The organism is Terrabacter terrae (genome assembly GCF_039529575.1).
Taxonomy (GTDB): Bacteria; Actinomycetota; Actinomycetes; order Actinomycetales; family Dermatophilaceae; genus Terrabacter; species Terrabacter terrae.
The window spans coordinates 202,426-229,267 of record NZ_BAAANB010000002.1; the positions used below are offsets into that span (position 1 = coordinate 202,426).

Sequence of the window (26,842 nt, forward strand, 5' to 3'; positions counted from 1 at the left end):
TTCCGAGCGGCGAGCCGTGGTGCTGTCTACCCTTCGGTAGTCCGTTAGGTTTCGGGGCAGGAAACCGCCGGACCGATGGAGGAACCCACCAGTGCCCACGAACGAAGCGTCGACGACCCAGGCGCGAAACGTGCTCGTGACCGGCGGCAACCGCGGCATCGGGCTGGCCATCGCCCGGGCCTTCGCCGACGCCGGCGACGACGTCGTCATCACGCACCGTTCGGGCGAGCCGCCGGAGGGGCTGCGGGGCGTGCAGTGCGAGGTCACGGACTCGGCCTCCGTCGACGCCGCCTTCACCGCGGCCGAGGAGATCTTCGGCGGCCCCGTCGAGGTGCTCGTGGCCAACGCCGGCATCACGCGCGACACGCTCCTGATGCGCATGAGCGACGACGACTTCGACTCCGTCATCGACACCAACCTCGCCGGCGCCTTCCGCTGCGCCCGTCGCGCGGCGACGGGGATGATCCGCAAGCGCCGGGGCCGCATCGTCCTCATCAGCAGCGTCGTCGGCCTCTACGGCTCGCCCGGCCAGGCCAACTACGCCGCGTCCAAGGCCGGGCTCGTGGGCCTTGCCCGCTCCATCTCGCGCGAGCTCGGCGGGCGCGGCATCACGGCCAACGTCGTGGCCCCCGGCTTCATCGACACCGAGATGACGGCCGTGCTCCCCGAGGAGCAGAAGAAGGCCTACCTCGCCAGCATCCCCGCCGGCCGCTTCGCCACTCCGGAGGAGGTGGCGTCCGTCGTCCGCTTCGTGGCCGGCGACGACGCCGCCTACATCACCGGTGCGGTGATCCCCGTCGACGGCGGGCTCGGCATGGGGCACTGAGCCCACCACACGGCATACGTACGCCGGCCGCGCGCTCGCGCGGCCACGGCACCCCACACGAGAAAGTCGCAGGCATGGGAATCCTCGAAGGCAAGAAGCTCCTCATCACCGGTGTCCTGATGGACAGCTCGATCGCGTTCCACGTCGCGAAGATCGCGCAGGAGGAGGGGGCCACCGTCGTCCTCACCTCCTTCGGACGCACGATGCGGATCACCCAGACGATCGCCAAGCGGCTGCCGGAGACGCCCACCGTGATCGAGCTCGACGTCGCCGACCAGGAGCACCTCGACACCCTCGCCGACCGGCTGCGCGAGCACGTCGACGGCCTCGACGGGGTGCTGCACTCGATCGGCTTCGCGCCGCAGGGCGCGTTCAACTTCCTCGAGGGCACGTGGGACGACGTGTCCACGGCCCTGCAGATCTCGGCCTACAGCCTCAAGTCCCTCGCGGTCGCGACGCTGCCGCTCATGTCTGAGGGTGGCTCGGTCGTGGGCCTGACCTTCGACGCGAAGTTCGCGTGGCCGGTCTACGACTGGATGGGCGTGGCCAAGGCCGCCTTCGAGTCCACCAACCGCTACCTCGCCCGCGACCTCGGGCCGAAGAACGTGCGCTGCAACCTCGTCGCCGCCGGCCCGATCCGCACCACGGCCGCGAAGTCGATCCCCGGCTTCGAGCAGTTCGAGCAGGTCTGGGACGAGCGAGCACCGCTCGGTTGGGACGTCAACGACGCGGTCCCCGCAGCGAAGGCCTGCGCCGCCCTGCTGTCGGACTGGTTCCCCGCGACGACGGGCGAGATCGTCCACGTCGACGGCGGGGTGCACGCCATGGGGCAGTGAGCGAGCAGGCCCTGTCGTCGTCTCGCTAGAGTCTGCCCATGCCTGACCCCGGGACCGAGTCCAGAGCCCTGACGACCGAACCTGAGGCGGGCGCTCACACCGGGCCGGACGGCGTCCGGGTGGACGAGGTGCGGGTGCTCGACGGGCCCAACCTCTACTTCTCGAGGCCGGCCATCAAGGTCCTCCTGGACCTGCCCGGCTACCTGCAGCTCCGGCGCACCGAGGCCGAGGCCCTGGCCGGGCGCCTCGGCCTGCGCTCGGCCAGGCCGGGCAAGCGCGGGACGGCGCTGCGTCAGCGCTTCGTCATGCGTCTGCTGCGCACCGTGATGCGCCGGCTCGGCACCGAGATCGGCGCGGGGCGCCTGGGCGTACGCGTTCGCGCCGGGCGGACGGTCGAGGACGTCGTGCTGGCATTCCCGTGGGTGCACCGCACGCGCGGTCGGGTCGCCGGCGAGCAGGTCGGTCTCGTGATGGCGAGGCTGCTCGACACCTCTCGGAGGGCCGACGTCGTGATCGAGGAGGCGGCGGCCGTCATCCTCGCCGCACCGGACGGGCCGGGGCCGAGCGTGCTCACTCCGACGGTCCCCGTGGCGTCGGTGACCGGCACCAACGGCAAGACGACGACGACGCGTCTCATGGCCCACATGTGCATGGCCGCCGGCCTGACCACGGCCTGGAGCTCGACCGACGGCATCGTCGTCATGGGGGAGACCAAGGAGGAGGGCGACTTCTCCGGCCCCGCAGGCGCCCGGGGCGTGCTGGCGACGCCGGGCCTCGACATCGGCATCCTCGAGACGGCCCGTGGCGGGATGCTCCTCAAGGGGATGGGCGTCACGGCCAACGACGTCAGCGTCGTGACGAACGTCAGCGCCGACCACCTCGGCCTGCAGGGCATCGACACCCTCGACCAGCTCGCCGAGGTCAAGGCCATCGTCACGACGGTGACCAAGCCGCAGGGATGGGTCGTGCTCAACGGCGACGACCCACGCGTGTGGGCCATGCACTTCGGCATCAGGGCCAAGCCCTGGGCGTTCAGCCTCGACCCGGCCTCGCCCGCCCTCTGGGAGTCGATCAACGCCGGCGGCCGGGGGATCACGGTGCTCGACGGCGAGATCGTCGTCCTGTCGCCCAACGGCGATCCGGACCGGCTCGTCAAGATCGTCGACGTCCCCATCACCTTGAGCGGGCTCTCCCGCAACAACATCGCCAACGCCCTCGCCGGCGCTGCTGCGGCCCTGGGCCTCGGCGTGCCTCGCTCGGCCGTCGTCGAGGGCCTCCGCACGTTCGCACCCGACCCCGAGCACAACTGGGGCCGTCTCAACACCTACACGCTGCGGCTGGAGGGCGGTGGCAGGGCGACGGTCATCATGGACATGGCCCACAACGAGGCCGGCCTCGAGGCGCTGCTCGAGGTGGCGCGAGGGCTGGCGGCGCCGGGTGGCGCCGTCCGGCTAGGCCTCGGCTGCGCCGGTGACCGCGCCGACGAGGCCATCGTGGCCATGGGTGAGATCGCCGGCCGCGGCGCCGAGGAGGTCGTCCTCAAGGTCGCCGAGCGCTACCTGAGGGGACGCCGGCCGGAGGACCTGCTGGCCCTCTTCCGCGAGGGCCTGGCCAGGGTGGGGGTCCTCGACGTCCCCGACTTCGGCACCGAGCTCGCGTCGCTGGAAGCGCTCGTGCCGCACGCGCTCGACGGCGACGTCATCGCCCTGATGTGCCACGCCGAGCGCACCGAGGTCGACCGCTGGATCCGCGAACACGGCGGGTCGGTCGACGACGCCCGCGCGATCCGGCGCAAGGTCGTCGCGGCCCGTGGCGAGCACGAGCTCGAGGCCGAGATCGCCGCGCTGTGGGCGACCGAGGACCCCCAGGCACGGCAGGAGAGGGCGCAGGCGCTCGTGGCCGAGCACCCGCAGGACCCCAGGCTCCTCTTCGAGCTGGCGGGGGCGAAGGATGCGATGGGCGACGAGCAGGGCGCCATCGGGCTCTACGAGGAGGCTCTCGCCTGCGGGCTGCGAGAACCCCACCGGCACCGCGCCCAGCTGCAGCTCGCGTCCAGCCTGCGCGTCGTCGGCCGCGCCCCCGAGGCGCAGCGGCACGTCGCCGACGTGCTCGAGACGCGCCCCCACAACACGGCTGCGCTGCTGCTCCGGGCCCTGGTCCAGGCCGATCTCGGGCAGGAGCGACAGGCCGTCGCCGACCTCATCCGGTCCACGCTCGAGGCCACCACCGACGTCGACACCCAGGCCTACCGCCGGGCGCTGCGGACGTACGCCGACGAGCTGGCACCCGCCACCGACTGAACCGCTCGCCCGCGGACCGCGCCGAGCCAAATACGCAAGCGCGCGGCCCGGGGATCACGCCGACCGGCATACGCAAACGCGCCGTGGCGCATCTCCAGCCGAGAATCGGGCGTGGCGACGGCTCCAACTGCGCCATGGCGCACTTTCAACCGAGATTCGGGCGCGGCGACGCCTCGAAGTGCGCCAAGGCGCGGTTGGTGGCCCAGCTTTCGCACACGCCCGCGCGGCCGGCGTGTGGGAGAGGGTCAGACGGCTGTGTCGTCGAGCGCCGCCGGCTGGGCCTCGGAGGGAACGGTCGCCAGGGCCTCGCCCTCGGCCTCGTCCCCCTCGGCCTCGGCCGTCTCGGTGAGGGTGCTCGGGTCGAGGTCGGGGTCGCTGGTCCCGGCGCCGGGGGTGCCGAGGCGCGCGCCGGCCTGCGCGGAGTTCGTGCGCTCCTCGAGCTCGGCGACCACGCGGGCGTGGTTGTCGACGCACATGACGACGACATCGCCGGGGTTGGTGCGGGCCAGCACGTGGCGGGTCGCCTCGAGCTCGTCGAGGACGATCTCGACCTGTCGGCAGCGCGCGCCGTCGGCCATGGCCTTCCGTGCACCCTCGGCCACCAGCTGGGCCGACTCGCCGGGTCGACGGCCGCGCAGGCGGGCGTCCTCGCGGACGACGACGACGTCGAAGTGGTGGGCCGCGACCTCGCCGAGCTCGCGGATGTCGTCGTCCCGGCGGTCACCCGCAGCGCCGATCATGCCGATGCGAGAGGTGCGTCCGAGGTCCGACTGGCCCTGCTTCTGCTCGGCGTAGCGGTCGACGAAGACGCCGAGCTCCTTCATCCCGGCGGCGTTGTGGCAGTAGTCCACGAAGACGTCGGCGTTGCCGACCTGCACGAGGTTGAGGCGTCCGGGGGAGAGGTAGTACGTGGTCGCGAAGGTGCGCAGGCCCTGACGGATGTCGTGGAGCGGGGCGCCGCCCGCGAAGGCCGCCCCGGCCGCCGCCAGCGCGTTGGCGATGTTGAAGCGGGCCGCCCCGCCGAAGGTGGCCGGCAGCAGATGGGTCCAAGCGAGCTGCATGCTGCGGCGGCCGTGCTTGATGACGATCATCTCGCCCCGCTCACTCGGGTCGAGGACGACGGCTCGGCCGCCGCGACGGCAGTAGTCGTCGACGAACTCGCGGACCTCGCTGCCCGGCTCGGCCATGGAGAACCAGACGATGCCTCCGGAGCACCGGCGGCGCATGTTGCGCACGTGCGGGTCGTCGGCGTTGAGCACCGCGAAGCCGTCGCGCGGCACAGCCTCGACGATGACGGCCTTGACGTCGGCCAGCTGGCGGAGCGTGTCGATGCCCTTCATCCCGAGGTGGTCGGGGGCGATGTTGGTGACGACGGCGATGTCGTTGCGGTCGTAGCCCAGGCCTTCCCGGAGTATGCCGCCACGCGCCACCTCCATGACCGCGAAGTCGACGCGGGGGTTCTGCAGCACCATGCGCGCGGACCGCGGCCCCGACGCGTCCGCCTTGATGACGAGCCGCTCGTCGATGACGACGCCGTCGGTGGAGGTCATGCCGACCTTGCGCCCGAGGCCCTTGAAGATGTGGGCGATCATGCGCGAGGTCGTGGTCTTGCCGTTGGTGCCGGTGACGGCGACGATGGGCACCCGCGACTGGGTGCCGGGCGGGAAGAGCAGGTCGACCACGGGCTTGGCGATGAACTGCGGCTCACCCACCGTGGGGTGGGTGTGCATGCGGAAGCCGGGAGCGGCGTTGACCTCGCAGATGGCGCCGCCCGTCTCGCGCACCGGATAGGTGATGTCGGGGCAGATGAAGTCGATGCCGGCGACGTCGAGCCCGACGATGCGCGCGGCCTCCTCGGCGATCTCGACGTTGTCGGGGTGCGCGTCGTAGGTCCGGTCGATCGAGATACCGCCGGTGGACATGTTGCCGGTGAGCGCGAGCTTGACCATCTCACCATCGGCAGGCACCGACTCGAGCGTGTGCCCCTGCCCGGCCAGCACCGCGAGGGCGTTGGCGTCCACCTTGATCTTGGTCAGGACCTTCTCGTGCCCGACGCCTCGCCGGGGGTCGGCATTGGTGATCTCGACGAGCTCGCCCACGGTGTGGGTGCCGTCGCCGACGACGTGCGCGGGCACCCGCTCGGCGATGGCCTGCATCTTGCCGCCGACGATGAGGCAGCGGTAGTCGCGGCCCGTGACGAACGACTCGACGATGATCGTGCCGCGCCGCGACTGCGCCCTGGCGATGTCGAACGCCTTCTCGACCTCCTCGTCGCTCGTGAGGTCGAGGCACACGCCGCGTCCGTGGTTGCCGTCGAGCGGCTTGACGACGACGGGGAAGCCGATGCGGCGGGCGGCCTCGAGCGCTCCGCGCACCGTGCGCACGGCCTCCTGCTTCGGCACGGGAAGGCCCGCGGAGCCGAGGAGCTTGGTGGTCAGGTCCTTGTCGCTCGCGATGTCGACGGCGAGCGCGCCGGTCTTCGAGGTCATCGTCGCCCGGATGCGCTGGGCGTGGACGCCCTGCCCGAGCTGCACGAGGGATGCGGAGTTGAGGCGGATGTAGGGAATGTCGCGCGACGCCGCCTCCTCGAGGATGGCCGAGGTCGACGGGCCGAAGGCGACCCGCTCCGCCTGGCGCAGGAACGCGTTGAGCTCGGCCTCGAAGTCGAAGCCGTCCTCGGCGTCGACGAGGTGGTTGATGAGGCGTACGGCCAGCTTGCCGGCGGCGACGCCCACCGTCTCGTCGGTGTAGCTGTAGACCACGTTGTAGCGGCCGGGCTCGCCCTTGACCGCACGGGTCTTGCCGCGCCGGGAGTCGTGGCCGGCGAGGGTCTGCAGCTGCAGGGCGACGTGCTCGGCGACGTGACCGAGCCAGGTGCCCTCGTGCAGCCGTTCGATGAACCCTCCGCGTCGTCCCCGGGAGCAGGTGTGCCGGTCGAGACCGGGCACGAGCTCGACGAGCTGGTCGGTGAAGCCGGGGAGGGAGACCGTCGGGTACTCCTCCAGGCTGCCGAGGTCGACGACGAGGTGGATCGCCTGCTGGTACGACCAGACGTTCGGTCCGCGGTAGATCCGGGTCTCGAGGATCTTCAGGTCCGGTCGCGCCGGGCCTGTGGGGGTGGGTACCTCGACGGCCATGGGTCTCCTCCTACGGGGCCGGGTGGGGATGCGCCGTGCGACACGTCCCGTCGACCGTTGCTGCTGCGATGTGGCGGGCGAGCGGACTCAGCGAGCGGCGTTGCCCGTCGAGGCCGCCGTTCGTTCCTTCGCCGGGACCACCGCCCCCTCGACGTCCGGATGGCGTTCGACGAAGGCGGTCAGCTCGACGTGGTCGAGGTCGAAGGTACTGCCCGTGGGCAGTGAGTGCACCACCGCGCCGGAAACCAGGAGGGGGGCGCCGCGGCGCGCCTCGGGTGCGTCGGTGATCGCGTTGCGCGCGTTGATGACGAAGATCGAGCCGGCCCCGAGGACCGACATGACGCGGCCACCACGGATCTCGCCGGCCGTGTTCTCGTCGATGCCCATGCCGAGCAGGTTGGGCGATGCCGCCACCATGGACATGAGCCGTCCGTAGCGCCCGCGCTGGTCGAAGTGCTGGTCGATGATGATGTCCTCGACGAGGCCGAGCCCGGCCGAGACCTGGCTCGCGCGCTGGCGCGGCGTCAGCCCCTCCTCGCCGAGCGAGATCATGAAGCGGCTCATGATCGAGGCCCCCGCCGACGTGCCCGCGACGACGGCGCCGCGATGGTAGGCACGGACGACGGCGTCGCCCACCGGCGTGCCGACGATGTTCTGGGCGAGCTTGACCTGGCTGCCGCCGGTGAGGAAGACGCCGGTCGCGGTGTCGAGCGCCTCCACCATGGCGGTGTCGCTCGCGTCGCGGCGGGTCTCGGGGTGCACGACGGTGACGTCGCCACCGCGCAGCCGGGTGAAGACGTCCCGGTAGGACTCGGAGACCTCCTCGGCGAACGACGAGGCCGTCGGGATGAGGACGATGTGCCCGCGGTGGCCGCCGGCCAGCTTGACGAAGCGCTTCAGCACGACCGAGCGACCGATGCGGTCCTCCGCCCCGCCGATGATCAGGAGGGTGCGGCGCACGTCGTCCGAGCGGGAGGCATCCGACGCGGAGGAGGTGGACGGTGGAGCCGCGGTCTGCATCGCGCCAGCCTAGTGACGGGCGTGCGGCACCGGCGGAGCCTGGGTCGGCGTGCCGTCGTCGAGATCGGCCTGCTCGATCTCGTCGCGGGAGATGCCGAGCAGGTAGAGGACCGAGTCGAGGTAGGGCACGTTGACGGAGGTCTGGGCCTGCTCCTGGACGATCGGCTTGGCGTTGAAGGCGACGCCCAGGCCGGCGATGTCGAGCATGTCGAGGTCGTTCGCGCCGTCCCCGATGGCGACCGTGCGGCTGAGCGGCAGCCCCTCCTGCTCGGCGAACTCGCGCAGGGCGCGGGCCTTGCCGGCGCGGTCCACCACCTCGCCGACGACCCGCCCGGTCAGGCGGCCGTCCTCGATCTCGAGGCGGTTGGCGCGGGTGTGGTCGATGTCGAGGTCCTCCGCGAGACTGCCGACGATCTCGATGAACCCGCCGCTCACGAGGCCGACGGTGAAGCCCAGCCGCTTGAGCGTGCGCACGAGCGTCCGGGCGCCCGGCGTGAGCTGGACGGCCCGGCGCACCTCCTCGAGCGCGGTGGCAGGGAGCCCGGCCAGGGTGGCCACCCGCGCCCGCAGCGACTCCTCGAAGTCGAGCTCGCCGGCCATCGCCCGCGCGGTGACCTCGGCGACCTCGGCCTCGCGTCCGCAGTGCGCGGCCAGCAGCTCGATGACCTCCTGCTGGATCAGCGTGGAGTCGACGTCGAGCACGACGAGGCGCCGGCCCCGACGGGCGAGGCCGCCCGGGGCCACGGCGACGTCGATGCCGTTGGAGGTGGCGACGAGGGCGAGCTCGGTGCGCAGCGACGACACGTCGGCGCCCGAGATGTCGAACTCGACGGTCGTGACCGGGTAGCGCGAGAGGCGGCGGATCCGGTCGATGTTGGCACCGTGCTCGGCGATCCGGGAGGTGACGAGGGAGACGGCGTCGGCACGCAGCGGGGCCCCGAGGACCACGACGGCCGCGCGACCCTGCCGGGAACGGGGGTTGTCCCCGGTGCCGGCGATGACGGTGAGCGTCAGACCCAGCCGGTGCGCGGCGACCGCTGCGGCGTCGCGCAGCTGCTCGACCTGGTCGCCGGGCCGCAGCAGCACCGTCAGGGTCAGGTGTCCCTGGACGACGACCTGCTGGATGTCCAGCACCTCCGCGCCGAAGCCGGACAGGGCCCCGAGGAGGGTCCCGGTGACACCGGGCCGGTCGTCGCCCGTGACGGTGACACTGAGGTTCTGGAAGTCCGTTGCGTCGCTGCTGGCGTCGGTCACCCGCGTCAGGGTAGTGACGGCACGCCCGCGCCCGCGCCACCTTCCGGCATACGGCGAGACGCGTCGCGACCCGAGGACGTATGCCGTCCCGCTCCTCAGGCGCGCACGACCCGTCGCCCGGACGGCTGGCACCCCCTCAGCCGGGGACGACCTCTGCTCGTGCCTGACGGGCGTTGACCTCGTCGCGCCACTGGAGCAGGTCGCGCACGCGCGCCAGGTCCGGGTCGGCCGCGGCGACGCTCGCCGTGAAGAGCCGCGTGCCCAGGGCGTGCAGCTGCTCGGCGTTGTTCGCGTAGTCGCCCGTCTGGTCGGGGTTGCGTCCGGGCACGAACGCCACGCCCGCCGAGCGCTCGATCTCGAGCGGGTCGCGACCGCGGCGGGCACACCACTCGTCGAGCACCCGGTGCTTGCGCGTGATCTCCTCCGGGTCGCCGAAGCCGTGCCAGATGTCGGCGTGCTCGGCGACGATCCGCAGCGTCTTCTTCTCGCCACCACCACCGATGAGGATCGGGATGTCCCGGGTCGGTGGCGGGTTGAGACGCGTCCACCGGTCACGGATGACGGGCAGGTCCCGCGCCAGGTCGTCCAGGCGCCCACCCGCGGTGCCGAACTCGTAGCCGTACTCGTCGTAGTCGAGCTGCTTCCAGCCGGAGCCGATCCCGAGGACCAGCCGCCCGCCGCTCATGTGGTCCACGGTGCGCGCCATGTCGGCGAGCAGGCTCGGGTTGCGGTAGCTGTTGCACGTGACGAGCGCGCCGATCTCGACGGACTCGGTCGACTCGGCCCACGCGCCGAGCATCGTCCAGCACTCGAAGTGCAGGCCGGCCCGGTCGCCACTCAGAGGGAAGAAGTGGTCCCAGTTGAGGAGCAGGTCGACGCCCATCTCCTCGAGCGTGGCGGCGGTACGTCGGATCTGCGCCCACGTGGCGTGCTGCGGCGGCACCTGGATGCCGACCCGCGCCGGACGCGGGTCGTCGGCGCTCGCGAGAGGTCCTGCGTCGGCGGTCGGTTCGGCCTGCTCGGTCGCCTTCTCGGTTGTCGGCCCCGGGGTGGTCACCGGGTGACGACCTGGCCCTTGCCGACCACCACGATGCCGCTCTCGGTGACGTGCAGGCCTCGCGCGCGGTCGTGCTCGTGGTCGATGCCGATCTGGCAGCCCTCCGGGATCACGACGAACTTGTCGATGATCGCGCGCCGGATCTGGGCGTGCCGGTGCACCTCGACGCCGTCGAGCAGCACGGAGCCCTGGATGCTGGCGTACGAGTGCACCTTGACGAGCGGCGAGAGCACCGACGCGTAGATGTGCGCGCCGGAGACGACGACGCCGGGGGAGACGGCCGAGTTCAGGGCCTCGCCGATGCGGTCGCCGCTGCCGTGCACGAACTTCGCCGGCGGGTAGGGACTGTGGCTCGTGTAGATCGGCCACTCGTAGTTGTAGAGGTTGAACACCGGGTGGATCGAGATGAGGTCCATGTGCGCGTCGTAGTACGACTCGATGGTGCCGACGTCGCGCCAGTAGCCGCGGTCGCGGTCGGTCGCGCCCGGCACCTCGTTGTCCTTGAAGTCGTAGACGCCGGCCTCGCCCCGCGCGACGAACCACGGCACGATGTCGCCGCCCATGTCGTGGTTGGACTCGGTCTCGCGGTCGGCGCTGACGGCCTGCTCCAGGGCAGAGGCGGTGAAGACGTAGTTGCCCATGGAGGCCAGCACCTCGTCGGGGTTGTCGGGCAGGCCCTTGGGTTCACTGGGCTTCTCGAGGAACGCGGCGATCTTGGACGGATCGTCGTCGTCGACCTCGATGACGCCGAACTGGTTGGCGAGCGAGATGGGCTGGCGGATCGCGGCGACGGTGCAGGCCGCACCCGACTCGATGTGCTGCTCGACCATCGCGCTGAAGTCCATGCGGTAGACGTGGTCGGCCCCGACGACGACGACGATGTCGGGCCGCTCGTCGTGGATCAGGTTGAGGCTCTGGTAGATCGCGTCGGCGCTGCCGAGGTACCAGTTCTTGTCGACGCGCTGCTGCGCGGGCACGGTCGTGACGTAGTTGCCGAGGAGGGTCGACATGCGCCACGTCTTGGTCACGTGCGCGTCGAGGCTGTGCGACTTGTACTGCGTCAGCACGACGACCTGCAGGTAGCCGGAGTTCACGACGTTGGACAGCGCCAGGTCGATGAGCCGGTAGATGCCGGCGAACGGCACTGCAGGTTTGGCGCGGTCGGCGGTGAGCGGCATCAACCTCTTGCCCTCGCCGCCGGCGAGCACGATCGCGAGGACTTTCGGACCAGCGGCTGGGCTTCGTCGGGCCATGCACGCCACCCTAGGGCAGCAGTGCACGCAGGGGGCGGGTCGGCACGCAAGATGGACACGTCTTCACCCTCCGGTCTTCATCCGGTGGTGGGCGACCGCCGGCACTAGGGTCGGATCGTGCGCGTCGACATTCTCAGCAAGGAGTACCCGCCGGCCATCTACGGAGGTGCGGGTGTTCACGTGGCCGAGCTCGTCAGGGCCCTTCGCGCCCGAGGCGACCTCGAGGTGCAGGTGCGCTGTTTCGGCGCGCCGCGCGAGGAGGCCGACACGACGGCATACCCCGACCTGCCCGAGCTGGCGCGCGGCAACGCCGCGCTGCAGACGCTCGGCGTCGACGTCGGCATGGCGGGCGACTGCGTCGGGGCCGACCTCGTGCACTCGCACACCTGGTACGCCAACATGGCCGGCCACCTGGCCTCGCTCCTGGGCGGTATGCCGCACGTCGTCACCGCGCACTCCCTCGAGCCCATGCGTCCCTGGAAGGCCGAGCAGCTCGGCGGCGGCTACCGCGTGTCGTCGTGGGCGGAGCGCACCGCCTACGAAGCGGCCGCCGCCGTGGTCGCCGTGAGCGCGGGTATGCGGGAGGACATCCTCCGCAGCTATCCCTCCCTCGACCCGTCGCGGGTTCACGTGGTGCACAACGGGATCGACTCGCAGCTGTGGTCGCCGGACCGCTCGCCGGACGCGGCCGAGATCGTCCGGCGGCACGGCGTCGACCCGGAGAAGCGGTCGGTCGTCTTCGTCGGTCGCATCACCCGGCAGAAGGGGCTGCCCTACCTGCTCCGCGCCTGCGCCGAGCTGCCGCCCGATGTCCAGCTCGTCCTCTGCGCGGGCGCGCCGGACACCCCCGAGATCCTCGCGGAGGTGGAGGGGCTGATGGACGAGCTGCGCTCGCAGCGCGAGGGCGTCGTGTGGATCCCCGACATGCTGCCCCGCAACGAGGTCGTGGCACTGCTCAGCCACGGCACCGTGTTCGCGTGCCCGTCCGTCTACGAGCCGCTCGGCATCGTCAACCTCGAGGCCATGGCCTGCGAGCTCGCCGTCGTGGCCACCGCGACGGGTGGCATCCCTGAGGTGGTCGTCGACGGCGGGACCGGATGGCTGGTGCCGATCGAGCAGGTGCAGGACGGCACCGGCACGCCCGTCGACCCGGACCGGTTCGTCGCCGACCTGGCCGCAGCCCTCACCGACGCCGTGTCGGACGTCGACCGGGCGCGCGCCTTCGGTCGGGCGGGCCGGCAGCGGGCTGTCGACTCCTTCTCGTGGGCGTCCATCGGCGACCGCACGCTCGAGGTCTACCGGTCGGTGCTCGAGCCCTGAGGGCAGGGCGGGTCAGCCGATGAGGCGTCCTGCGACCGAGTGGCGCACGCCGACGTCATCGACCGCGCCGCCGAGGATCTGGCCGAGCAGCTCGCTCGGCTCGGGGTAGTCGGGGCCGAGCGCCGAGAGGTACTGCTTGTGGGCCGACAGCGAGGCGACAGCCGCGTCGAAGTGGTCCGAGACGTCGACGAAGTGCGTCGGTTCGGGATCCGCGCCGATGAGGACCCGGGCCACCCGCCACGGCTCGTGGCCCTCGTCGACGAGCTCGGGGAAGACCCACCGGTTGCCCGCGTCGGCTCTCGCGTCGACCACGGCCAGCCCGACGGCGCGATGGTCCGCCTGGTTGACGGCGCCGCCGCGGAAGCTGTCGGCATACGTGATGGTGACGAGCAGGTCCGGCCGGCGTCGTCGGATCTCGCGGGCGATGGCCCGGCGCAGCGGGAGGCCGTGCTCCACGACCCCGTCGGCGAACCCCTCGAGGAACTCCACGACCTCGACCCCGACCCGGGCCGCGCCGTCCCGCTCCTCCTGCTCGCGCAGCGGCCCGGCCTGTCCCGGAGGCATCGTCCCGATGCCGGCCTCGCCCCGGGTCACGAGCAGGTAGGTGACGGTCTTGCCGGCGCGGACCCAGCGGTCCACCGCCGCGGCGAGGCCGTATTCGAGGTCGTCGGGATGGGCGGCGACGCACAGCACGGTCTCGAAGGTGCTCTCGTCGAGGGGCTCCAGCTTCGGCGGCGTCATGGACCGAATCTAGGGTCTCTTGGCGAGGACCCGGGCGGATGTGACGATGGGGGCATGCTGACCATCGAGCTCGCCCGCCGGCTGACCGATGCGGGGCTGACCTGGGAGCCGGTCTCCGGCGACCGCTTCGTCGTGCCGGTCAAGGGCATGGAGGAGGAGGTCTTCGTCATCAGCGAGATCACCGTCGACGTGCACCACTTCTCCACGGGCGACGTGATCGGCTTCAACGGCACGACCGAGTGGGCGCTCGACAGCGTCGAGCGGGACAAGGTCGTCTGGCTGCCGCGTGAGGACCAGCTGCGCGACCTCCTCGGCGAGGCGTTCGTCGCGCTCGAACAGCTCGAGGGTGGGTATGCCGTCTCCGTCCTCGGGCACGCCGGCGCCGTCGAGCGCCACGCGGACATCGACGCCGAGCGGGCCTACGCCCGCGCGCTCATCGCGCGCCTGGAGGCAGCGGCGGGACGCGACGGGCAGGAGTAGTCAGGCGGGCCGCCAGCCGGCGATCGTCATGACGGCGACGTTCGTGGCGTCGGCGAGAGCCGTGTCGGCGTCGGCCGCGAGGTCGCGGAGCAGCCGCGACCGTGCTTCCGTGGTGCCGGCGTCCAGGCCGCCCGATCCCAGCGAGGTGAGGCTGACGGTGCGGTGCGCGAGGCGGGAGAGGTTGGCGGCGAGCGACATGATGCGCAGCGCCCGACCCGACGTGGCCGCCGGGATGCCCCACAGCGCCGTGTCGAGGTCGGCCTGGGCCTCGGCCCGGGCCCGGTCACCCCACGGGTGCCCGCCGACCTGCTCGAACTGGGCCGTGTGGTCGCGCAGCCCGGTCATGAGCTCGCGCTCGATGTCACGCAGGTCGAGCATCTCCATCCGGTGACGCGGCAGCGGATCCGCCTCGTAGGCCGTCCAGTCGGCCCGGATGCCCACGTCGCCCTCCGGGCCGAACTCGGAGAGCGTGGGCACGAGGACGCCGCCGATACCGGCGACGAAGACGCACTCGCCCGCCTCGGCAGCGTGCGCGGTGGCCCGGGCGGAGCCACGCGGCATACGGCTGAGGTCGCCGGGGCGGGGGAGCGCGACGAAGAGCGCCTGCTCCCCGAGATCACGCCAGACGTCGAGCCGGGCGAGGTCGCCGGCGGCGTGGTCGAGGTCGGGGAAGGCGCGGGCGAAGGCGTCGGTCGTGCCGAGGTCACCGTGCCAGGAGGCCGTGACCCACAGCGCGAGCCGGACGGACGCGGGCAGCTCGGGCACCACGCCATCCTAGGGCGAGCCCGGACGGCGGCCCCGGCGACCGTGCCATAGGGTCGAGCCATGAGCGACGTCCTCGCCTTCGCCGGAGTCACCGTCCGCCGCGGCACCACGACGCTGCTCGACGACATCACCTGGGAGGTGGAGGAGGGCGAGCGCTGGGTTGTGCTGGGCGCCAACGGTGCCGGCAAGACCACGCTGCTGCAGATCGCGGCTGCGCGGCTGCACCCGTCCTCGGGGGTCGCGGGTGTGCTGGGCGAGGTCCTCGGCGCCGTCGACGTCTTCGAGCTGCGGCCGCGCATCGGCCTGGCGAGCTCCTCGATGGCCGAGCGCATCCCGGGTGACGAGCTCGTCGGCAACGTCGTCGTCACCGCGTCCTACGGCATCATCGGCCGCTGGCGCGAGACCTACGACCACGTGGACTACGTCCGAGCCATGGAGCTGCTCAAGGCGCTCGGCGCCGACCACCTCGCCGACCGCACCTACGGCACGCTGAGCGAGGGCGAGCGCAAGCGCGTCCAGATCGCCCGGGCCCTGATGACCGACCCCGAGCTGATGCTGCTCGACGAGCCCGCCGCCGGCCTCGACCTCGGCGGACGCGAGGACCTCGTGCGCCGGCTGGGAGAGCTGGCGGCCGACACCGAGGCGCCGGCCATGGTGCTGGTCACCCACCACGTCGAGGAGATCCCGCCGTCGTTCACCGACGTGCTGATGATCCGCGACGGCAAGGTCGTGGCCGCCGGCCCCATCCCGCTGACCCTCACCGCCGACAACCTCACCGCCACCTTCGGACTGCCGCTCGTGCTCGAGCAGCGCGGGGAGCGCTGGACGGCGCGCGCCGAGTCCTGATCGCAACCCGCGCGCCTTCTCGATCCGTAGGTCTCCGGCGGGAACCGAGAGACAATCGAGAACGTCACACAAGTGACGCACGGGACGTCGGTGTCCATCGCCGACGCGAACGAAGGCAGGGTGTGGTCACGTGTCCGAGGGGCAGGCGTGGATGGTCTGGCTGGGGGTCGCCCTCGTGCTCGTCGCCATCGAGACCGTCACGGTCGACTTCACCTTCCTGATGCTCGCCGGCGGTGCCGCCGGGGGCGCCATCGCAGCGGCGTTCGGACTTCCTCCGGTGGTCCAGGCCATCGTCGGCGGCCTGGTGGCCGTCGCCCTCCTCGCTCTCCTGCGCCCCTGGCTCAAGAAGCGCTTCACGGCCACGACGCCGCCGCAGATCATGGGCGCCGCAGCCAACGTCGGTCGCTCCGCGATCGCCATCGACCGCGTCAACCCCGCGGGCGGTCAGGTCAAGCTCGCCGGTGAGACCTGGTCCGCCCGGACCCGGGGCGACGACATCGAACCCGGCGAGGAGGTCGTCGTCGACTCCATCGAGGGAGCCACCGCCATCGTGCGGCGTGCGCACGTCGTCGGCTCCTAGAGCCGCAAGGGCGGTCGCCGAGCCGCCGTCACCACCAGCAGTTCCGAGAGAACGGGCGGGTCGTCCGACCCACCCGCACCAACCGTGGCTCCTCGGGGGAGCACGGACCCCACAGGGAGAAGGTCGAGAAGGTCGTGGAGCCGGTAGTCATCATTCCCATCCTCATCGTCATCGTGGCGCTCATCATCGTGGTGCGCACGGTGCGCATCGTGCCCCAGCAGACGGCGCAGATCGTCGAGCGCCTCGGCAGCTACAGCAAGACCCTCGAGGCCGGCATCCACTTCCTCGTGCCGTTCGTCGACAAGGTCCGCGCCAACATCGACCTGCGTGAGCAGGTCGTCTCCTTCCCGCCCCAGCCGGTCATCACCTCCGACAACCTCGTCGTCAGCATCGACACGGTCATCTACTACTCCGTGATCGACGCCAAGTCGGCCGTCTACGAGATCGCCAACTTCATCCAGGGCATCGAGCAGCTGACGGTCACGACGCTGCGCAACGTGATCGGCTCGCTCGACCTCGAGCAGACGCTGACGAGCCGCGACCAGATCAACGGCCAGCTGCGTGGGGTGCTCGACGAAGCCACCGGCAAGTGGGGCATCCGCGTCAACCGCGTCGAGCTCAAGGCCATCGACCCGCCGCACTCGGTGCAGGACTCGATGGAGAAGCAGATGCGCGCCGAGCGTGACCGCCGCGCCGCCATCCTCACGGCCGAGGGTGTCAAGCAGTCCGCGATCCTCACCGCCGAGGGTGAGAAGCAGAGCCAGATCCTGCGCGCCGAGGGCTCGGCCCAGGCCCGCATCCTCGAGGCCCAGGGCCAGGCGCGCGCGATCCAGCAGGTGTTCTCGGCCATCCACCGCGGCAAGCCGACGCAGAAGCTGCTCGCCTACCAGTACCTCCAGGTGCTGCCGCAGATCGCCCGCGGCGACTCCAACAAGATGTGGATCGTCCCCTCCGAGCTGACTGATGCTCTCAAGGGCATCGGGAACGCGTTGGGCGGATCCGAGACCCGCATCAACGAGGACGATGACGAGTCGTGGGTGCAGACGACCGACGCACAGGAGGACGCCTTCGCCGAGACGATCCTGGAGGACTCCGCGAAGGCGCTCGCCGAGGCGCGTGACCAGGCCGCGGCCGCCAGCGCGGAGTCGACCGAGCCCCTGACGCGTCCGCACGCCTCCGTGCGCCCGGCCGCCGACGTGCCGCCGCTGCCCACCGCCGCACCGTCGGTGGCCCCCGACGCGCCGCCCGCCGACGCCCCGGTGCCGGCCGCGCCGGCGGACCTGCCGGGAGCCGACCCGGAGCCGCCCGCCACGCGCTGAGCCGGCTTCTCACGCGAGGTCGCGCACGGCATACGCAAGCGGGACCGAACCACCGAGAGTGACACCCGGTCACCCTCTGTAGGGTGACCGGGTGTCTTTCTGGTCGGGGGTCGCTGTCGCGCTGGCCGGCACGGGTGCCGGCATCATCAACACCATCGTGGGCTCGGGAACGCTGATCACCTTCCCGACGCTGCTGTTCTTCGGCGTCAACCCGCTGGTCGCCAACGTCTCCAACAACATCGGGCTCGTCGCCGGGGGTGTGACGGGTGCCTGGGGCTACCGGCACGAGCTGACCGGGCAGGCGCAGACGCTGCGCCGTCTCATGCCGATGTCGTTCCTCGGCTCCATCGTCGGGGCGAGCCTGCTCCTGGTCCTGCCGGCCTCGGCCTTCCGGGCGATCGTGCCGGTGCTGATCCTCATCGCCCTCGTGCTCGTCGTCGCCGGGCCCTCGATCCAGGCCCGCATCCACCCCGCCGGCCACGACGGCCCGGTGCCGGCCTGGCACGCGCCCGCCATGTCTGCCGGCGTCTTCGTGGCGGGCGTCTACGGCGGCTACTTCGGCGCCGCGCAGGGCGTGCTCATCATGGGCCTGCTCAGTGCGCTCAGCCTCGAGCCGCTCCAGCGCCTCAACGGCTACAAGAACGTCCTCTCGCTCATCGTGAACTTCGTGGCGGCGACCGTCTTCGTGCTCTTCGCGCGCGACCACATCGACTGGCTGGTCGTCGTGCTCATCGCCGCCGGTGCGTTCGTGGGCGGCATCATCGGCGCCCACGTGGGCCGCCGGATCCCGCCGAACGTGCTCCGCGCCCTGATCCTGCTGATCGGCGTCGTCGCCATCGTCAAGCTGGTCTGGTTCCCTTGAGCGTCGGTCCGCGTCGTCCGCTCCCGGGGGCGACGCGATGCGGGGGCGGCGAGGGTGCCGCACTAGCCTGACGGGCGTGCCGATCGAGATCACCGACCCCGCCGACCCGCGCCTCGCCGACTACGTCGCCCTCACCGACGTCGTGCTGCGGCGGCGCACGGAGCCCGAGCGCGGTCTCTACATCGCCGAGAGCCAGAAGGTGATCCGGCGGGCACTGCGCGCCGGGCACCGTCCCCGCTCCTACCTGATGGCACGCCGCTGGCTCGACGACCTCGCGGACCTCGTCGCCGAAGCCGAGACCGACGGCATCCCCGTCTACTTCGGCGAGCACCCCGTCATCGAGCAGCTGACCGGCTTCCACCTGCACCGGGGGGCGCTCGCCGCGATGCAACGGCCCGTCCTGCCCTCGGCGGCATCCCTGGTGCGCGACGCCCGGCGCGTCATCGTGCTGGAGGACGTCGTCGACCACACCAACGTGGGAGCGATCTTCCGCAGCGCCGCCGCCCTCGGCGTCGAGGCCGTCCTCGTCACTCCCCGCTGCGCCGACCCGCTCTACCGCCGCTCGATCCGGGTCTCGATGGGCACCGTCTTCCAGGTGCCGTGGACCCGAATCGACCCGTGGCCGCAGGGGATCGAGCTGCTGCACGACGCGGGGCTCACGGTGGCGGCCATGGCACTGTCCGACGACTCGGTGTCGTTGGACGACCTCGAGGCTGCTCCGCCCGAGCGCCTCGCCCTCGTCGTCGGCACGGAGGGCGACGGGCTGTCGCACCGCACCGTCGCGGACGCAGACCTCACCCTGCGCATTCCCATGGCCGGTGGCGTCGACTCCCTGAACGTCGCCGCGGCGAGCGCCGTCGCGATGTGGGCCTTGCGCCCCCGCCCGACCGACTGAGCGATGGCCTGGGTGCCGGTCGCGAGGCACGACGAGCGCACCGAGGGTCACCGGTTCTGGCCGAAGAGCCCGGGCGTGGACGCGCTTCACCGGTCATCTTGAACCCACGGGGCTGCCGCGTTCACCCCGGCCCGGCGGGGTGTTGCTCCCCGATGCAGGCCTGTCCTGAAGTGCGTCCTCTGAGCGTCGGTTATCGCGAGGCGCGCTCGAGCCAGGCGAGGTCCCCCATGAAGCGCTGCTCGACCTCCATCGTCGTGTTGGCCTTGACCCAGTCGATCAACGCGCTGTCTGCCTCCTTGGCGTGGGCCTCGGACGCCCACTGGCTCACGGACACGACCTTGTCGTCGTTGAACATGACGGCGTACGAGATGTACCCCGGCGTGCCGGTCACGATGGGAAGGGCTCCCTCGCGTGCCTTCGCCTCGAGCTCGTCCTTGTCCTCGCTGTAGGTGTAGACGACCACGCGCTCGTACATACCTGCCTCCTTCGTCCGGTCCGCCGGCACGTCGGACGGAGGTCCTTCCGTGCCAATGCTTTCGAACGTAGCCCTGCCGCAGCGCGCCTCGTGCACGAACTCGGGAACGCGGCCCATACGCGCGGATTGCCGTCCGAGCTGCGTCGAATGCGCCGTGGCCGCGGATGCCGGACGGCGAAGCACCGCCCGTCCACGGCCCCGTGGCCGGACCTGCGACGGGTCAGGCGCGCACGAGCCGCTCGAGCAGGCGACGCAGCTCCACCGCCGGGTCCTCGCACAGCCCGCCGTGGACCGGCCCGGGCTGGACGACCGTCGAGCGCGGGGCGATGATCCAGCCGAAGCGCTGGCCGGGCTTGTCCAGGGTCGGCAGCCCGCGGCCCGTCTCGCCCCGGCACACGGCACGCACCCGCTCGAGCATCGAGCGGACCCCCGCCAAGTCGCAGGTGGGCGCCAGTGCGCCCGCGCGGCGCTCGTCGAGGTGCCAAGCAGCGTCGAGGAAGCCGGCGTCCTGGGAGTAGAGCACGACGCCGACGTTGATGAACTCCTCCCGGTCCACGCGGGGGACCAGCCGCAGCACGACGTACTGGTACGCGTTCACGCCGCCACTCCCGCCGGCAGCCAGGTGAGCGGCCCGTCCAGCCGGGCCCGGAGCATGAGGGCGTATGCCGCCCGCACCGAGGGTGCGTCGGCGAGCTCCGCGGTGGGCTCGAGCCACTCCTCGGGCACGTCCGCGACGACGCCTTCGACGGCCTGCGGGGTGAGCCGGGCGGCGAGCTCGTCGTGGCGGCGCGCGACGTCGCCGGCGACGTCACGCAGGACGTGTCGGCTGGCGTCGAACGGCTGCGCGGCGAACCGCTCGGGAGCCGGCGGGCGGCTGGGCCACGAGTGGTGGAAGTAGAGGGCTGCGCCGTGGTCGATGGCCCAGGTGCGGCCGTGCCAGACGAGCAGGTTGGGGTTCGACCAGGTCCGGTCGATGTTGGCGGTCAGCGCGTCGAGCCAGACGATCCGCTCGGCGAGATCGGCGTCGGGCGGGCAGGAGCCGTCGTAGCCGAGCGAGCCGGGCAGGAAGTCGACGCCGAGGTTGGTGCCCACGGAGGCGGTGAGCAGGTCCTGGACCTCCTCGTCCGCCTCGTACTTGGCGATCCGGGGGTCGAGGTGGACCACGGCCAGATCGGGCACCGGGACCTCGAGGAGCCGAGCGAGGCCTGCCACGATCACCTCGGCGACGAGGACCTTGAGCCCCTGGCCGGCCCCGCGGAACTTCAGGACGTAGGTGCCGTCGTCGTCGGCCTCCACGATGCCGGGCAGCGAGCCGCCCTCCTTGAGCGGCGTCACGTAACGGGTGGCGGTCAGCTCGGGAAGCACCGCGTCAGCCTAGTGGTCGCTCACGGTCGGCCGTCGTCGCGCGCTCCCAGAGCGTGCCGACCGTCATGGCGAGGATGCCGTAGAGGCAGGCGAAGGACACGATCGGCCACCAGGCGAGCCCGCTGGGGGGCAGGACGAGCGCTCCGAGCGCGGCGGCCGCGACCATCCCGGCGTTGTAGACGACGTCGTACGCCGAGAAGGCGCGGCCGAGGAGCTGGTCGTCGACGTGAGCCTGCATGAGGGAGTCGACCGTGATCTTCACGCACTGGGAGGTGAAGGAGACGGCCAGCCCCACGACGACGACCGTCCACGGCAGGAGGAACGGACCGAGCGCCGCGCAGACCAGGGCGCCGAGCGCGAGCATCCTCGCGGCATACGGCACGGCCGTCAGGCGCGGGGCGAGCCAGGGCGTCACGAAGGCCGCGGCGGTGAAGCCCAGGGCGGAGGCGGCGGCGGCGACCCCGAAGCCCAGGGGGCCGTGGCCGTTCTCGAACGGCCCGCGGAAGAGCAGAAGCGTCTGGAGCAGCAGGAAACCGAACGGGATGCGGGTGAGGAAGACGAGTGCCAGCAGCAGCCGGGCGCGCCGGGGCAGCGTCCGCGCCGCCTCGAGGAGCCCGCTGACCACGGAGCGGGCGATCTGGCCCATGGACGGCGCCCGGCTGGTGTCGTCGGGGCCGATGAACGGCAGGCGTGCTGCCGCCCAGGAAGCCACGGCGACGCCCAGGGCCGCGAGCAGCACGTCGGTCACGTCGCTGCCGGAGAGCGCCCGCACGCCGGTGCCGACGGCGCCCCCGAGCAGGTAGGCGATCGAGCCGCACGTGGGCGCAACGGAGTTCGCGCTGACCAGGAGCTCGCGCGAGACGACGTGCGGCATGGCTGAGGAGAGCCCCGCGAGGATGAACCGGTTGACGGAGAAGACGAGCAGCACGAGGCCGAAGAACGCCGGGCTGGTGCCCACGCTGGTCACGAGCCCGGCGACCGCGAGCATGGCAGCGACCCGCACCAGCTGGCTGACGACGAGGACGCGCCGCCGCGGCCACCGGTCGAGCAGCACCCCGGCGAAGGGGCCGAGAACGCTGTAGGGGAGCAGGACCACGGCGAAGGCCATGGCGATGCCCCGCGCGTCGGCGGCCTCCTCCGGGTTGAAGAGGACGTGGCTGGCGAGCGCCACCTGGAACACTCCGTCGCTGAAGGACGACGTCACCCGGCTGACGAAGAGCCGGCGGAACCCTCGACCCCGGAGCAGGGTGAACAGGGCCCGCAGGAAGGTCACGCGGCACAGCGTACGGTCAGGCCCCGCCCGCGGCGCAGGAAGCGCTCAGCTGCGTCGGGGAGGACAGGCGTCAGGCGTGCCCTTCCAGAGCCGGCTGCCTGGGGGAGTCGGCGACCAGGGAGGCGGAGATGCGGGTGTCGGGGATGGGCGCGGCGGACGAGTCGGCGCCGGTCGGTTCCACGACGGGAGCCTGCTCCTGGGTGTCCGGCAAGCCCACGGCGATTCGGGCGATGGTGGGCAGGGCCGCTGCAAGCCTCGCGCGCTCGTCCTCGGGCAACTGCGCGAGGACCGCAGCCGTGGCCTGCGAGCGGCGGTCGCGCCACTGCTCGAGACCCTCGCGGGCGCGGGGAGTCAGCTCGAGTCGCGCCAGCCGCCGGTCGGCGAGATCCCGGCTGCGCACGAGCACCTCCATCGCCACGAGCTGTCCCACGAGGGTCGAGACCGTGTTCGGCGCCAGGCCCAGTACCCGGGCCGCCTCGGCCACGGTGACGCCCGGACTGCGCCGCACGACCCGCATCAGCTCCAGCTGTGCGCCGGAGAGGGCCAGCTCGGGCAGCGGAGCGCCCACGAGCCGGCGGGAGCGCCGTCTCAGGAGGCCGACAGCGTCATAGAGGTCGTCCACCAGCCCGGCCACCGCGTCGTCACTCACGGTGGAAGGGTACGGCTGCAGCGCGGCGGCCACCAGAGCCGTGTCCAGGGCAGGGTCAGACGTGGAGGTCGACAGCGGCCTCGTCGAAGGGCGAGGATCGGTGCAATTCAGGCGATGTGAATCCTCGGTGGCGTCGCCCGACCAGGAGTCGGGCCGCCCGCCGTCCGTCTCCGGGCTGCGGCGCTACCTCCACAGAAGGTTCTGAGCTGTCGGTGCGGACAACGAGAAGGGCGAAGGTCCCCGGTCTCCGGGGGCCTTCGCCCATCTCTCATGGTGTCGAGGGGGGGACTTGAACTCTCATCGCCCCTCGGACACTCAGGTACATGTAGGGACGTTCGCATGCTCAGTTAGCCGTGTAACGGGACTGCGTGGGGCAGTTCACCGTCATGCAGGAACTCCCAACTACCTCCCCGGCAGTATCACCGCTGGTATCAGGTAGGCGAAGCGCAAGCACTGGTCGGCCCGCGGCTCGCGTGAGCAGCCCGCCACTCGCCTGCCCTGGCTACAGGGGTGCGCTCCTCAGAAGCCACTGGGCGGACGGACAGTCTGGCCTCAGTGTCCCTCGCCGGGTGGCGTAACGATGATTCACCTAGCCGTGCGGCGTCCCGGCCCGTGCCTGGTATCAGTCGCTGAGCGCGACGTTCAGCCCCGCCTGTCGCCCTTGGGCGGGAAGTCGAGCCACTGCCAGGACCCACCGCGGCAGACCAGGAACTGGTGCCAGTAGTTGGACCAGATCCAAATCCCATCCAGCCCGCTGAAGCCCTCAGGACTTCGAGTGGGGGCCGCGAAGTCGTTGGTGAGAAACCGTGCGGGCAACACCTCATCGACCGGGACCAGGAACAGGTGCCGCTCGGCGACACCGGCAGCGGAGAGCACCTTCTCGACGTGACGGGGCATGTGCGGCAACTTGAGCCACCCCTCGACCACGGTCGCGAAGTCGCATGTCGATGCCTCAACGAACTCCGCGCGAACCTCCGAGAACAAACTTACGCCGGGCTTCAGAGACGATCGGCGAAGCTCGCCCACCTCGTTTACCCAGCCGACCTCGGGCTCGCGATCGAGCACGTCTGCGGGGAGCCCATGTGGTTCATCGACGCCCCACTGGTCACACAGCGCAACTGCTCGTAGCACCGCGTTGCGGGCTCGTCGGTAGGGCATGTCTGGCCCCGCAAGACGAAACTCCCACCCGGAGAGCGCCGGCCATTGCCAGCCCTCTCTGGCAGCCATCCCTTGCCATGCCGCTGACTCCGGTTGAGTAACAAGGGTCACCTCGAGCGCGCCATGACGACCGTTGGGCCACTCCATCAAGAAGTCCACGGCCGACTGGCGGCCCTCGGCATCGAATTTGCTCGCCGTGGCACCAAGAGCATGCGCGACGAGGTGGGCGCCGATAGCCTCAGCCCGGCTGGCAAGTTCGCTCACAAGCCCATACTGCCGTCAGCACCTGGACCCGCGGCCACCAGCGGCGTGAGCGGTTTGCGTCCGATGCTAGTCAAGGGCGGTAGCCGGAAGGGCCGCACGGGCACTCGACGATCGGGAGTCCGGTAGTCGACACCTGGCCTGCACATCAGCGGCATGTCCGGACGTCGCCCGAGGGTAACAATGAGGACGTCTACGCGTCCCTACAACTAGAAGCAGGGGGATTGGTCGAACTCCTGACGCGATACCACCTTCATGAACCTCTCGTTCTCGTCCCGAGCTTGCTGCTCAAGGCTGCCCGTCGCCTCGCCCGCTGGCTGGGGCCGGGTGGAGTCGTAGATTCGCACCTGTCCGGGCTTCATCTTCTTGAGATCTTCGGCGGTGAATAGCACGTATCCGCTGAAGCCCGAACCATCGTTGGCACCGGCTTCGAGGTGGTAGACGACCCCTGGTTTCAGTTCCGCCGGGCGCCGTGTCACCACCCAACCGCTAGTGGGCCGGTCAAACGACCAGAACGTGGAGCCAGTCGCTGCCGGCTTCGCGTCCCAAGACGCGACTGCCCTGGTGCTGTCGTCATGGGGCTCGGCAATCACAAAGGCCCCGTCCATGTGCGCTCCCGGACAGACCTGCAGGTAGCCGACTGGGTGGCCTTTGGCATCAACCCCGACGCCGATCGTGCCGGTGCCAGCCGGTCCGCAGGCGGCCAGCGAACCGACCGCCGCAAGCATCCCTGCGATGGCGAACCCGCGCGACTTTGACATGTGCGCAAGGTAGGGCGGACAAGCGGCGAATGGTCACCCTTGGCAGCCGCTGACACCGCATCGTGACAAAGCGCGCTCATCGGCACGCCGATCAGCGGCATGAGCGCGCGTCCCTGTAGCCCGATCTGTCGTTCAGTGTGCGCGCAGGCGTGGGTCGCGCAGCAGCAGGTCACGCACTCGCGCGCCGGCAGCGCGGGTGTGCGGATCGGCCCCGGCAGCCTGGATGGCCGCGGCCCACCGTGCACGGGTGACCCGACCGCCGCCGCCAACGTGTGCAGGCGAGGTCGCGTCCGCCTCTTCCTGAAGGGCCTGCAACAGCGGGTCGTCGTCGGGGGCCGTGAGCAGGAGCGCGAGGATCTGCGTGAGATCGGTCTCGGTGAGGTGCGCCGTCTGCGGGTCTTGCCTGGCCTGGCGAGCTTGCTGTTGGCGCAGAGCCGTCATCCGCCACAGCAGGTGCTGCAGGTGGGCGAGCGTCGCGCGCACCGTACGGGTGCCCCGCTCGCCGATGGTGTGCGTCGCGGGATCCCAGCCGAGACGAGCGCTCAGGGCGTGCGTTGCGTCGGCGTTGAGGTCTCGCTCCTGCGGGGACGAGTACTCCCGAGCGAGCTGCGCGGCGAGCGCGGTCGCGGCGGCAGGTTCCAGGCGCAGGGTGGGACGGTCCTTTGCGTTGTCGCGCGGGTCGGGGCGGGTACTGCGCATGGTCTGCCTGCACTAGACGGCGTTGAGCTCGCGCGCCTTCTCGACGAACCGGCGCGCGACAGGTTGTCCCTGGGTCAAGCACTCGACGACGTGGCGGTACGGGTCGAGCCGAGCCTCGCTGTTGTTGTCCAGTTCGACGAAGCAGATGCCGGCGCGCGGGTCGAGGAACCATCGCGTCCCGGCGTCGTTCATGACGCCCCAATCGCACAGCCAGACCGCGAGGTCGTGACCCGCCTTCTCGGCATCGAGGTCATCCAGATGGGCGGTCACGAAAGCGTCAGCGTCCTCCAGGGCAGACTCGTCGTAACGGTCCACCCAGACCTGCACACGTGCCCGAAGGTACGGGTACTGGTCAAGCACGTCGCGGGTTCTGCGGGGTTGTGACGGGTCATCGGCAGGCAGGTAGGGAACCGCGGCCCTTCGCGGGTCTGCGGCCGACAGGAGCCGGTACGCCATTTGCGCCACCATGGGCTGACTCTACGTTGGCATGACGGCGGTGCCCGGCGATTGGCCGGGCCCATCCCTCTGACGCGATACACGCTGATCGGCGCGACCGGTCGGCGGCATGTGCGTGCGTCGCTGGGCTCCTGTCACTGGCACTCTTCTTGCATGACGATCTGGGTGGAACTGCGACGCCGCGACTCGTCGCCTGTGCGGGACGTCGCCGACCCTTCCGGAGGCACATTCGATGCCGCCGGCGACTTCGATCG

General features: G+C 71.2%; 26 protein-coding genes. 10 read left to right on the forward strand and 16 right to left on the reverse strand.

All coding sequences use genetic code 11. From position 1 onward, the window contains the following. Nucleotides 1-91 precede the first annotated feature (91 nt). The 3 genes from fabG (at nt 92) to ABD194_RS05315 (ending at nt 3,962) form a co-directional block, all read left to right on the forward strand. Nucleotides 92-826 (forward strand): beta-ketoacyl-ACP reductase, encoded by a 735-nt coding sequence (fabG, locus tag ABD194_RS05305; RefSeq protein WP_343988754.1) that lies wholly within the window; start codon nt 92-94, stop codon nt 824-826. Between the two features lie 74 nt (nt 827-900). Further along, nucleotides 901-1,662: an enoyl-ACP reductase FabI gene (fabI, locus tag ABD194_RS05310; RefSeq protein ID WP_343988756.1), complete on the forward strand. Its 762-nt coding sequence runs from the start codon at nt 901-903 to the stop codon at nt 1,660-1,662. Between the two features lie 38 nt (nt 1,663-1,700). After that, a complete protein-coding gene (locus ABD194_RS05315; protein ID WP_343988757.1) occupies nt 1,701-3,962 on the forward strand; it encodes a tetratricopeptide repeat protein in 2,262 nt (753 codons plus the stop codon). A 245-nt stretch (nt 3,963-4,207) separates the two neighbouring features. On the opposite strand, the gene cphA is transcribed toward ABD194_RS05315, so the two are convergent. From cphA to glgC, 5 genes are all read right to left on the reverse strand, one after another. After that, nucleotides 4,208-7,099 carry a cyanophycin synthetase gene (gene cphA, locus ABD194_RS05320; RefSeq protein ID WP_343988759.1) on the reverse strand — a complete coding sequence of 964 codons (2,892 nt, stop codon included), beginning with the start codon at nt 7,097-7,099 and terminating at the stop codon, nt 4,208-4,210. A gap of 87 nt (nt 7,100-7,186) precedes the next feature. Next, the gene (locus ABD194_RS05325; RefSeq protein WP_343988761.1) at nt 7,187-8,119 is read right to left on the reverse strand and encodes a cyanophycinase; all 933 of its coding nucleotides are present in this window, start codon (nt 8,117-8,119) and stop codon (nt 7,187-7,189) included. A gap of 9 nt (nt 8,120-8,128) precedes the next feature. Continuing rightward, on the reverse strand, nt 8,129-9,373 hold the full coding sequence (serB, locus tag ABD194_RS05330) for a phosphoserine phosphatase SerB (protein ID WP_343988763.1): 1,245 nt from the start codon (nt 9,371-9,373) through the stop codon (nt 8,129-8,131). A gap of 136 nt (nt 9,374-9,509) precedes the next feature. Beyond that, the gene (locus ABD194_RS05335) at nt 9,510-10,322 is read right to left on the reverse strand and encodes an LLM class F420-dependent oxidoreductase (RefSeq protein ID WP_343988821.1); all 813 of its coding nucleotides are present in this window, start codon (nt 10,320-10,322) and stop codon (nt 9,510-9,512) included. Nucleotides 10,323-10,426: 104 nt separating this feature from the next. Beyond that, nucleotides 10,427-11,683 (reverse strand): glucose-1-phosphate adenylyltransferase, encoded by a 1,257-nt coding sequence (gene glgC, locus ABD194_RS05340; protein ID WP_343988765.1) that lies wholly within the window; start codon nt 11,681-11,683, stop codon nt 10,427-10,429. A 117-nt stretch (nt 11,684-11,800) separates the two neighbouring features. Between glgC and glgA the strand changes: the two genes are divergently transcribed. Further along, entirely contained in the window at nt 11,801-13,003 is a 1,203-nt protein-coding gene (gene glgA, locus ABD194_RS05345) for a glycogen synthase (protein WP_343988766.1), read from the forward strand. A gap of 12 nt (nt 13,004-13,015) precedes the next feature. Here glgA and ABD194_RS05350 read toward each other — a convergent pair whose 3' ends face one another. Beyond that, nucleotides 13,016-13,744: a PIG-L deacetylase family protein gene (locus ABD194_RS05350; protein ID WP_343988767.1), complete on the reverse strand. Its 729-nt coding sequence runs from the start codon at nt 13,742-13,744 to the stop codon at nt 13,016-13,018. A 54-nt stretch (nt 13,745-13,798) separates the two neighbouring features. Here ABD194_RS05350 and ABD194_RS05355 point away from each other — a divergent pair, with 54 nt between their 5' ends. After that, nucleotides 13,799-14,224 (forward strand): pilus assembly protein CpaE, encoded by a 426-nt coding sequence (locus tag ABD194_RS05355; protein ID WP_343988769.1) that lies wholly within the window; start codon nt 13,799-13,801, stop codon nt 14,222-14,224. On the opposite strand, the gene ABD194_RS05360 is transcribed toward ABD194_RS05355, so the two are convergent. Next, nucleotides 14,225-14,989 (reverse strand): hypothetical protein, encoded by a 765-nt coding sequence (locus tag ABD194_RS05360; protein WP_343988771.1) that lies wholly within the window; start codon nt 14,987-14,989, stop codon nt 14,225-14,227. It lies immediately after the preceding gene. 60 nt (nt 14,990-15,049) lie between these two features. On the opposite strand from ABD194_RS05360, the gene ABD194_RS05365 reads away from it, so the two are divergent. From ABD194_RS05365 to ABD194_RS05385, 5 genes are all read left to right on the forward strand, one after another. Further along, nucleotides 15,050-15,835, forward strand: coding sequence for an ABC transporter ATP-binding protein (locus ABD194_RS05365; RefSeq protein ID WP_343988773.1), 786 nt, complete (start codon nt 15,050-15,052; stop codon nt 15,833-15,835). A 130-nt stretch (nt 15,836-15,965) separates the two neighbouring features. Next, a complete protein-coding gene (locus ABD194_RS05370; protein WP_343988775.1) occupies nt 15,966-16,415 on the forward strand; it encodes an NfeD family protein in 450 nt (149 codons plus the stop codon). Nucleotides 16,416-16,549: 134 nt separating this feature from the next. Further along, nucleotides 16,550-17,734 (forward strand): SPFH domain-containing protein, encoded by a 1,185-nt coding sequence (locus tag ABD194_RS05375; protein WP_343988777.1) that lies wholly within the window; start codon nt 16,550-16,552, stop codon nt 17,732-17,734. A gap of 91 nt (nt 17,735-17,825) precedes the next feature. Continuing rightward, on the forward strand, nt 17,826-18,596 hold the full coding sequence (locus tag ABD194_RS05380) for a sulfite exporter TauE/SafE family protein (RefSeq protein WP_343988779.1): 771 nt from the start codon (nt 17,826-17,828) through the stop codon (nt 18,594-18,596). A 76-nt stretch (nt 18,597-18,672) separates the two neighbouring features. After that, nucleotides 18,673-19,491, forward strand: a complete 819-nt coding sequence (locus ABD194_RS05385; protein WP_343988781.1) for a TrmH family RNA methyltransferase — start codon at nt 18,673-18,675, stop codon at nt 19,489-19,491. Between the two features lie 190 nt (nt 19,492-19,681). Here ABD194_RS05385 and ABD194_RS05390 read toward each other — a convergent pair whose 3' ends face one another. From ABD194_RS05390 to ABD194_RS05430, 9 genes are all read right to left on the reverse strand, one after another. Further along, nucleotides 19,682-19,966 carry an antibiotic biosynthesis monooxygenase gene (locus ABD194_RS05390; protein ID WP_343988783.1) on the reverse strand — a complete coding sequence of 95 codons (285 nt, stop codon included), beginning with the start codon at nt 19,964-19,966 and terminating at the stop codon, nt 19,682-19,684. 220 nt (nt 19,967-20,186) lie between these two features. Beyond that, nucleotides 20,187-20,564: a DUF3037 domain-containing protein gene (locus tag ABD194_RS05395; protein ID WP_343988785.1), complete on the reverse strand. Its 378-nt coding sequence runs from the start codon at nt 20,562-20,564 to the stop codon at nt 20,187-20,189. Beyond that, nucleotides 20,561-21,331 carry a HipA family kinase gene (locus ABD194_RS05400; protein ID WP_343988787.1) on the reverse strand — a complete coding sequence of 257 codons (771 nt, stop codon included), beginning with the start codon at nt 21,329-21,331 and terminating at the stop codon, nt 20,561-20,563. Before ABD194_RS05400 ends, ABD194_RS05395 begins: the two co-directional genes overlap by 4 nt. A gap of 4 nt (nt 21,332-21,335) precedes the next feature. Further along, nucleotides 21,336-22,604 carry an MFS transporter gene (locus ABD194_RS05405; RefSeq protein ID WP_343988789.1) on the reverse strand — a complete coding sequence of 423 codons (1,269 nt, stop codon included), beginning with the start codon at nt 22,602-22,604 and terminating at the stop codon, nt 21,336-21,338. A gap of 70 nt (nt 22,605-22,674) precedes the next feature. Continuing rightward, on the reverse strand, nt 22,675-23,253 hold the full coding sequence (locus tag ABD194_RS05410; RefSeq protein WP_343988791.1) for a MarR family winged helix-turn-helix transcriptional regulator: 579 nt from the start codon (nt 23,251-23,253) through the stop codon (nt 22,675-22,677). Nucleotides 23,254-23,895: 642 nt separating this feature from the next. After that, entirely contained in the window at nt 23,896-24,675 is a 780-nt protein-coding gene (locus ABD194_RS05415; RefSeq protein WP_343988793.1) for a hypothetical protein, read from the reverse strand. 206 nt (nt 24,676-24,881) lie between these two features. Beyond that, on the reverse strand, nt 24,882-25,433 hold the full coding sequence (locus ABD194_RS05420) for a hypothetical protein (protein ID WP_343988795.1): 552 nt from the start codon (nt 25,431-25,433) through the stop codon (nt 24,882-24,884). Between the two features lie 132 nt (nt 25,434-25,565). Next, complete coding sequence (locus tag ABD194_RS05425) at nt 25,566-26,132, reverse strand: hypothetical protein (RefSeq protein WP_343988797.1); 567 nt, start codon at nt 26,130-26,132, stop codon at nt 25,566-25,568. 12 nt (nt 26,133-26,144) lie between these two features. Beyond that, entirely contained in the window at nt 26,145-26,600 is a 456-nt protein-coding gene (locus ABD194_RS05430; RefSeq protein ID WP_343988799.1) for a hypothetical protein, read from the reverse strand. Between the last annotated feature and the right edge of the window lie 242 nt (nt 26,601-26,842).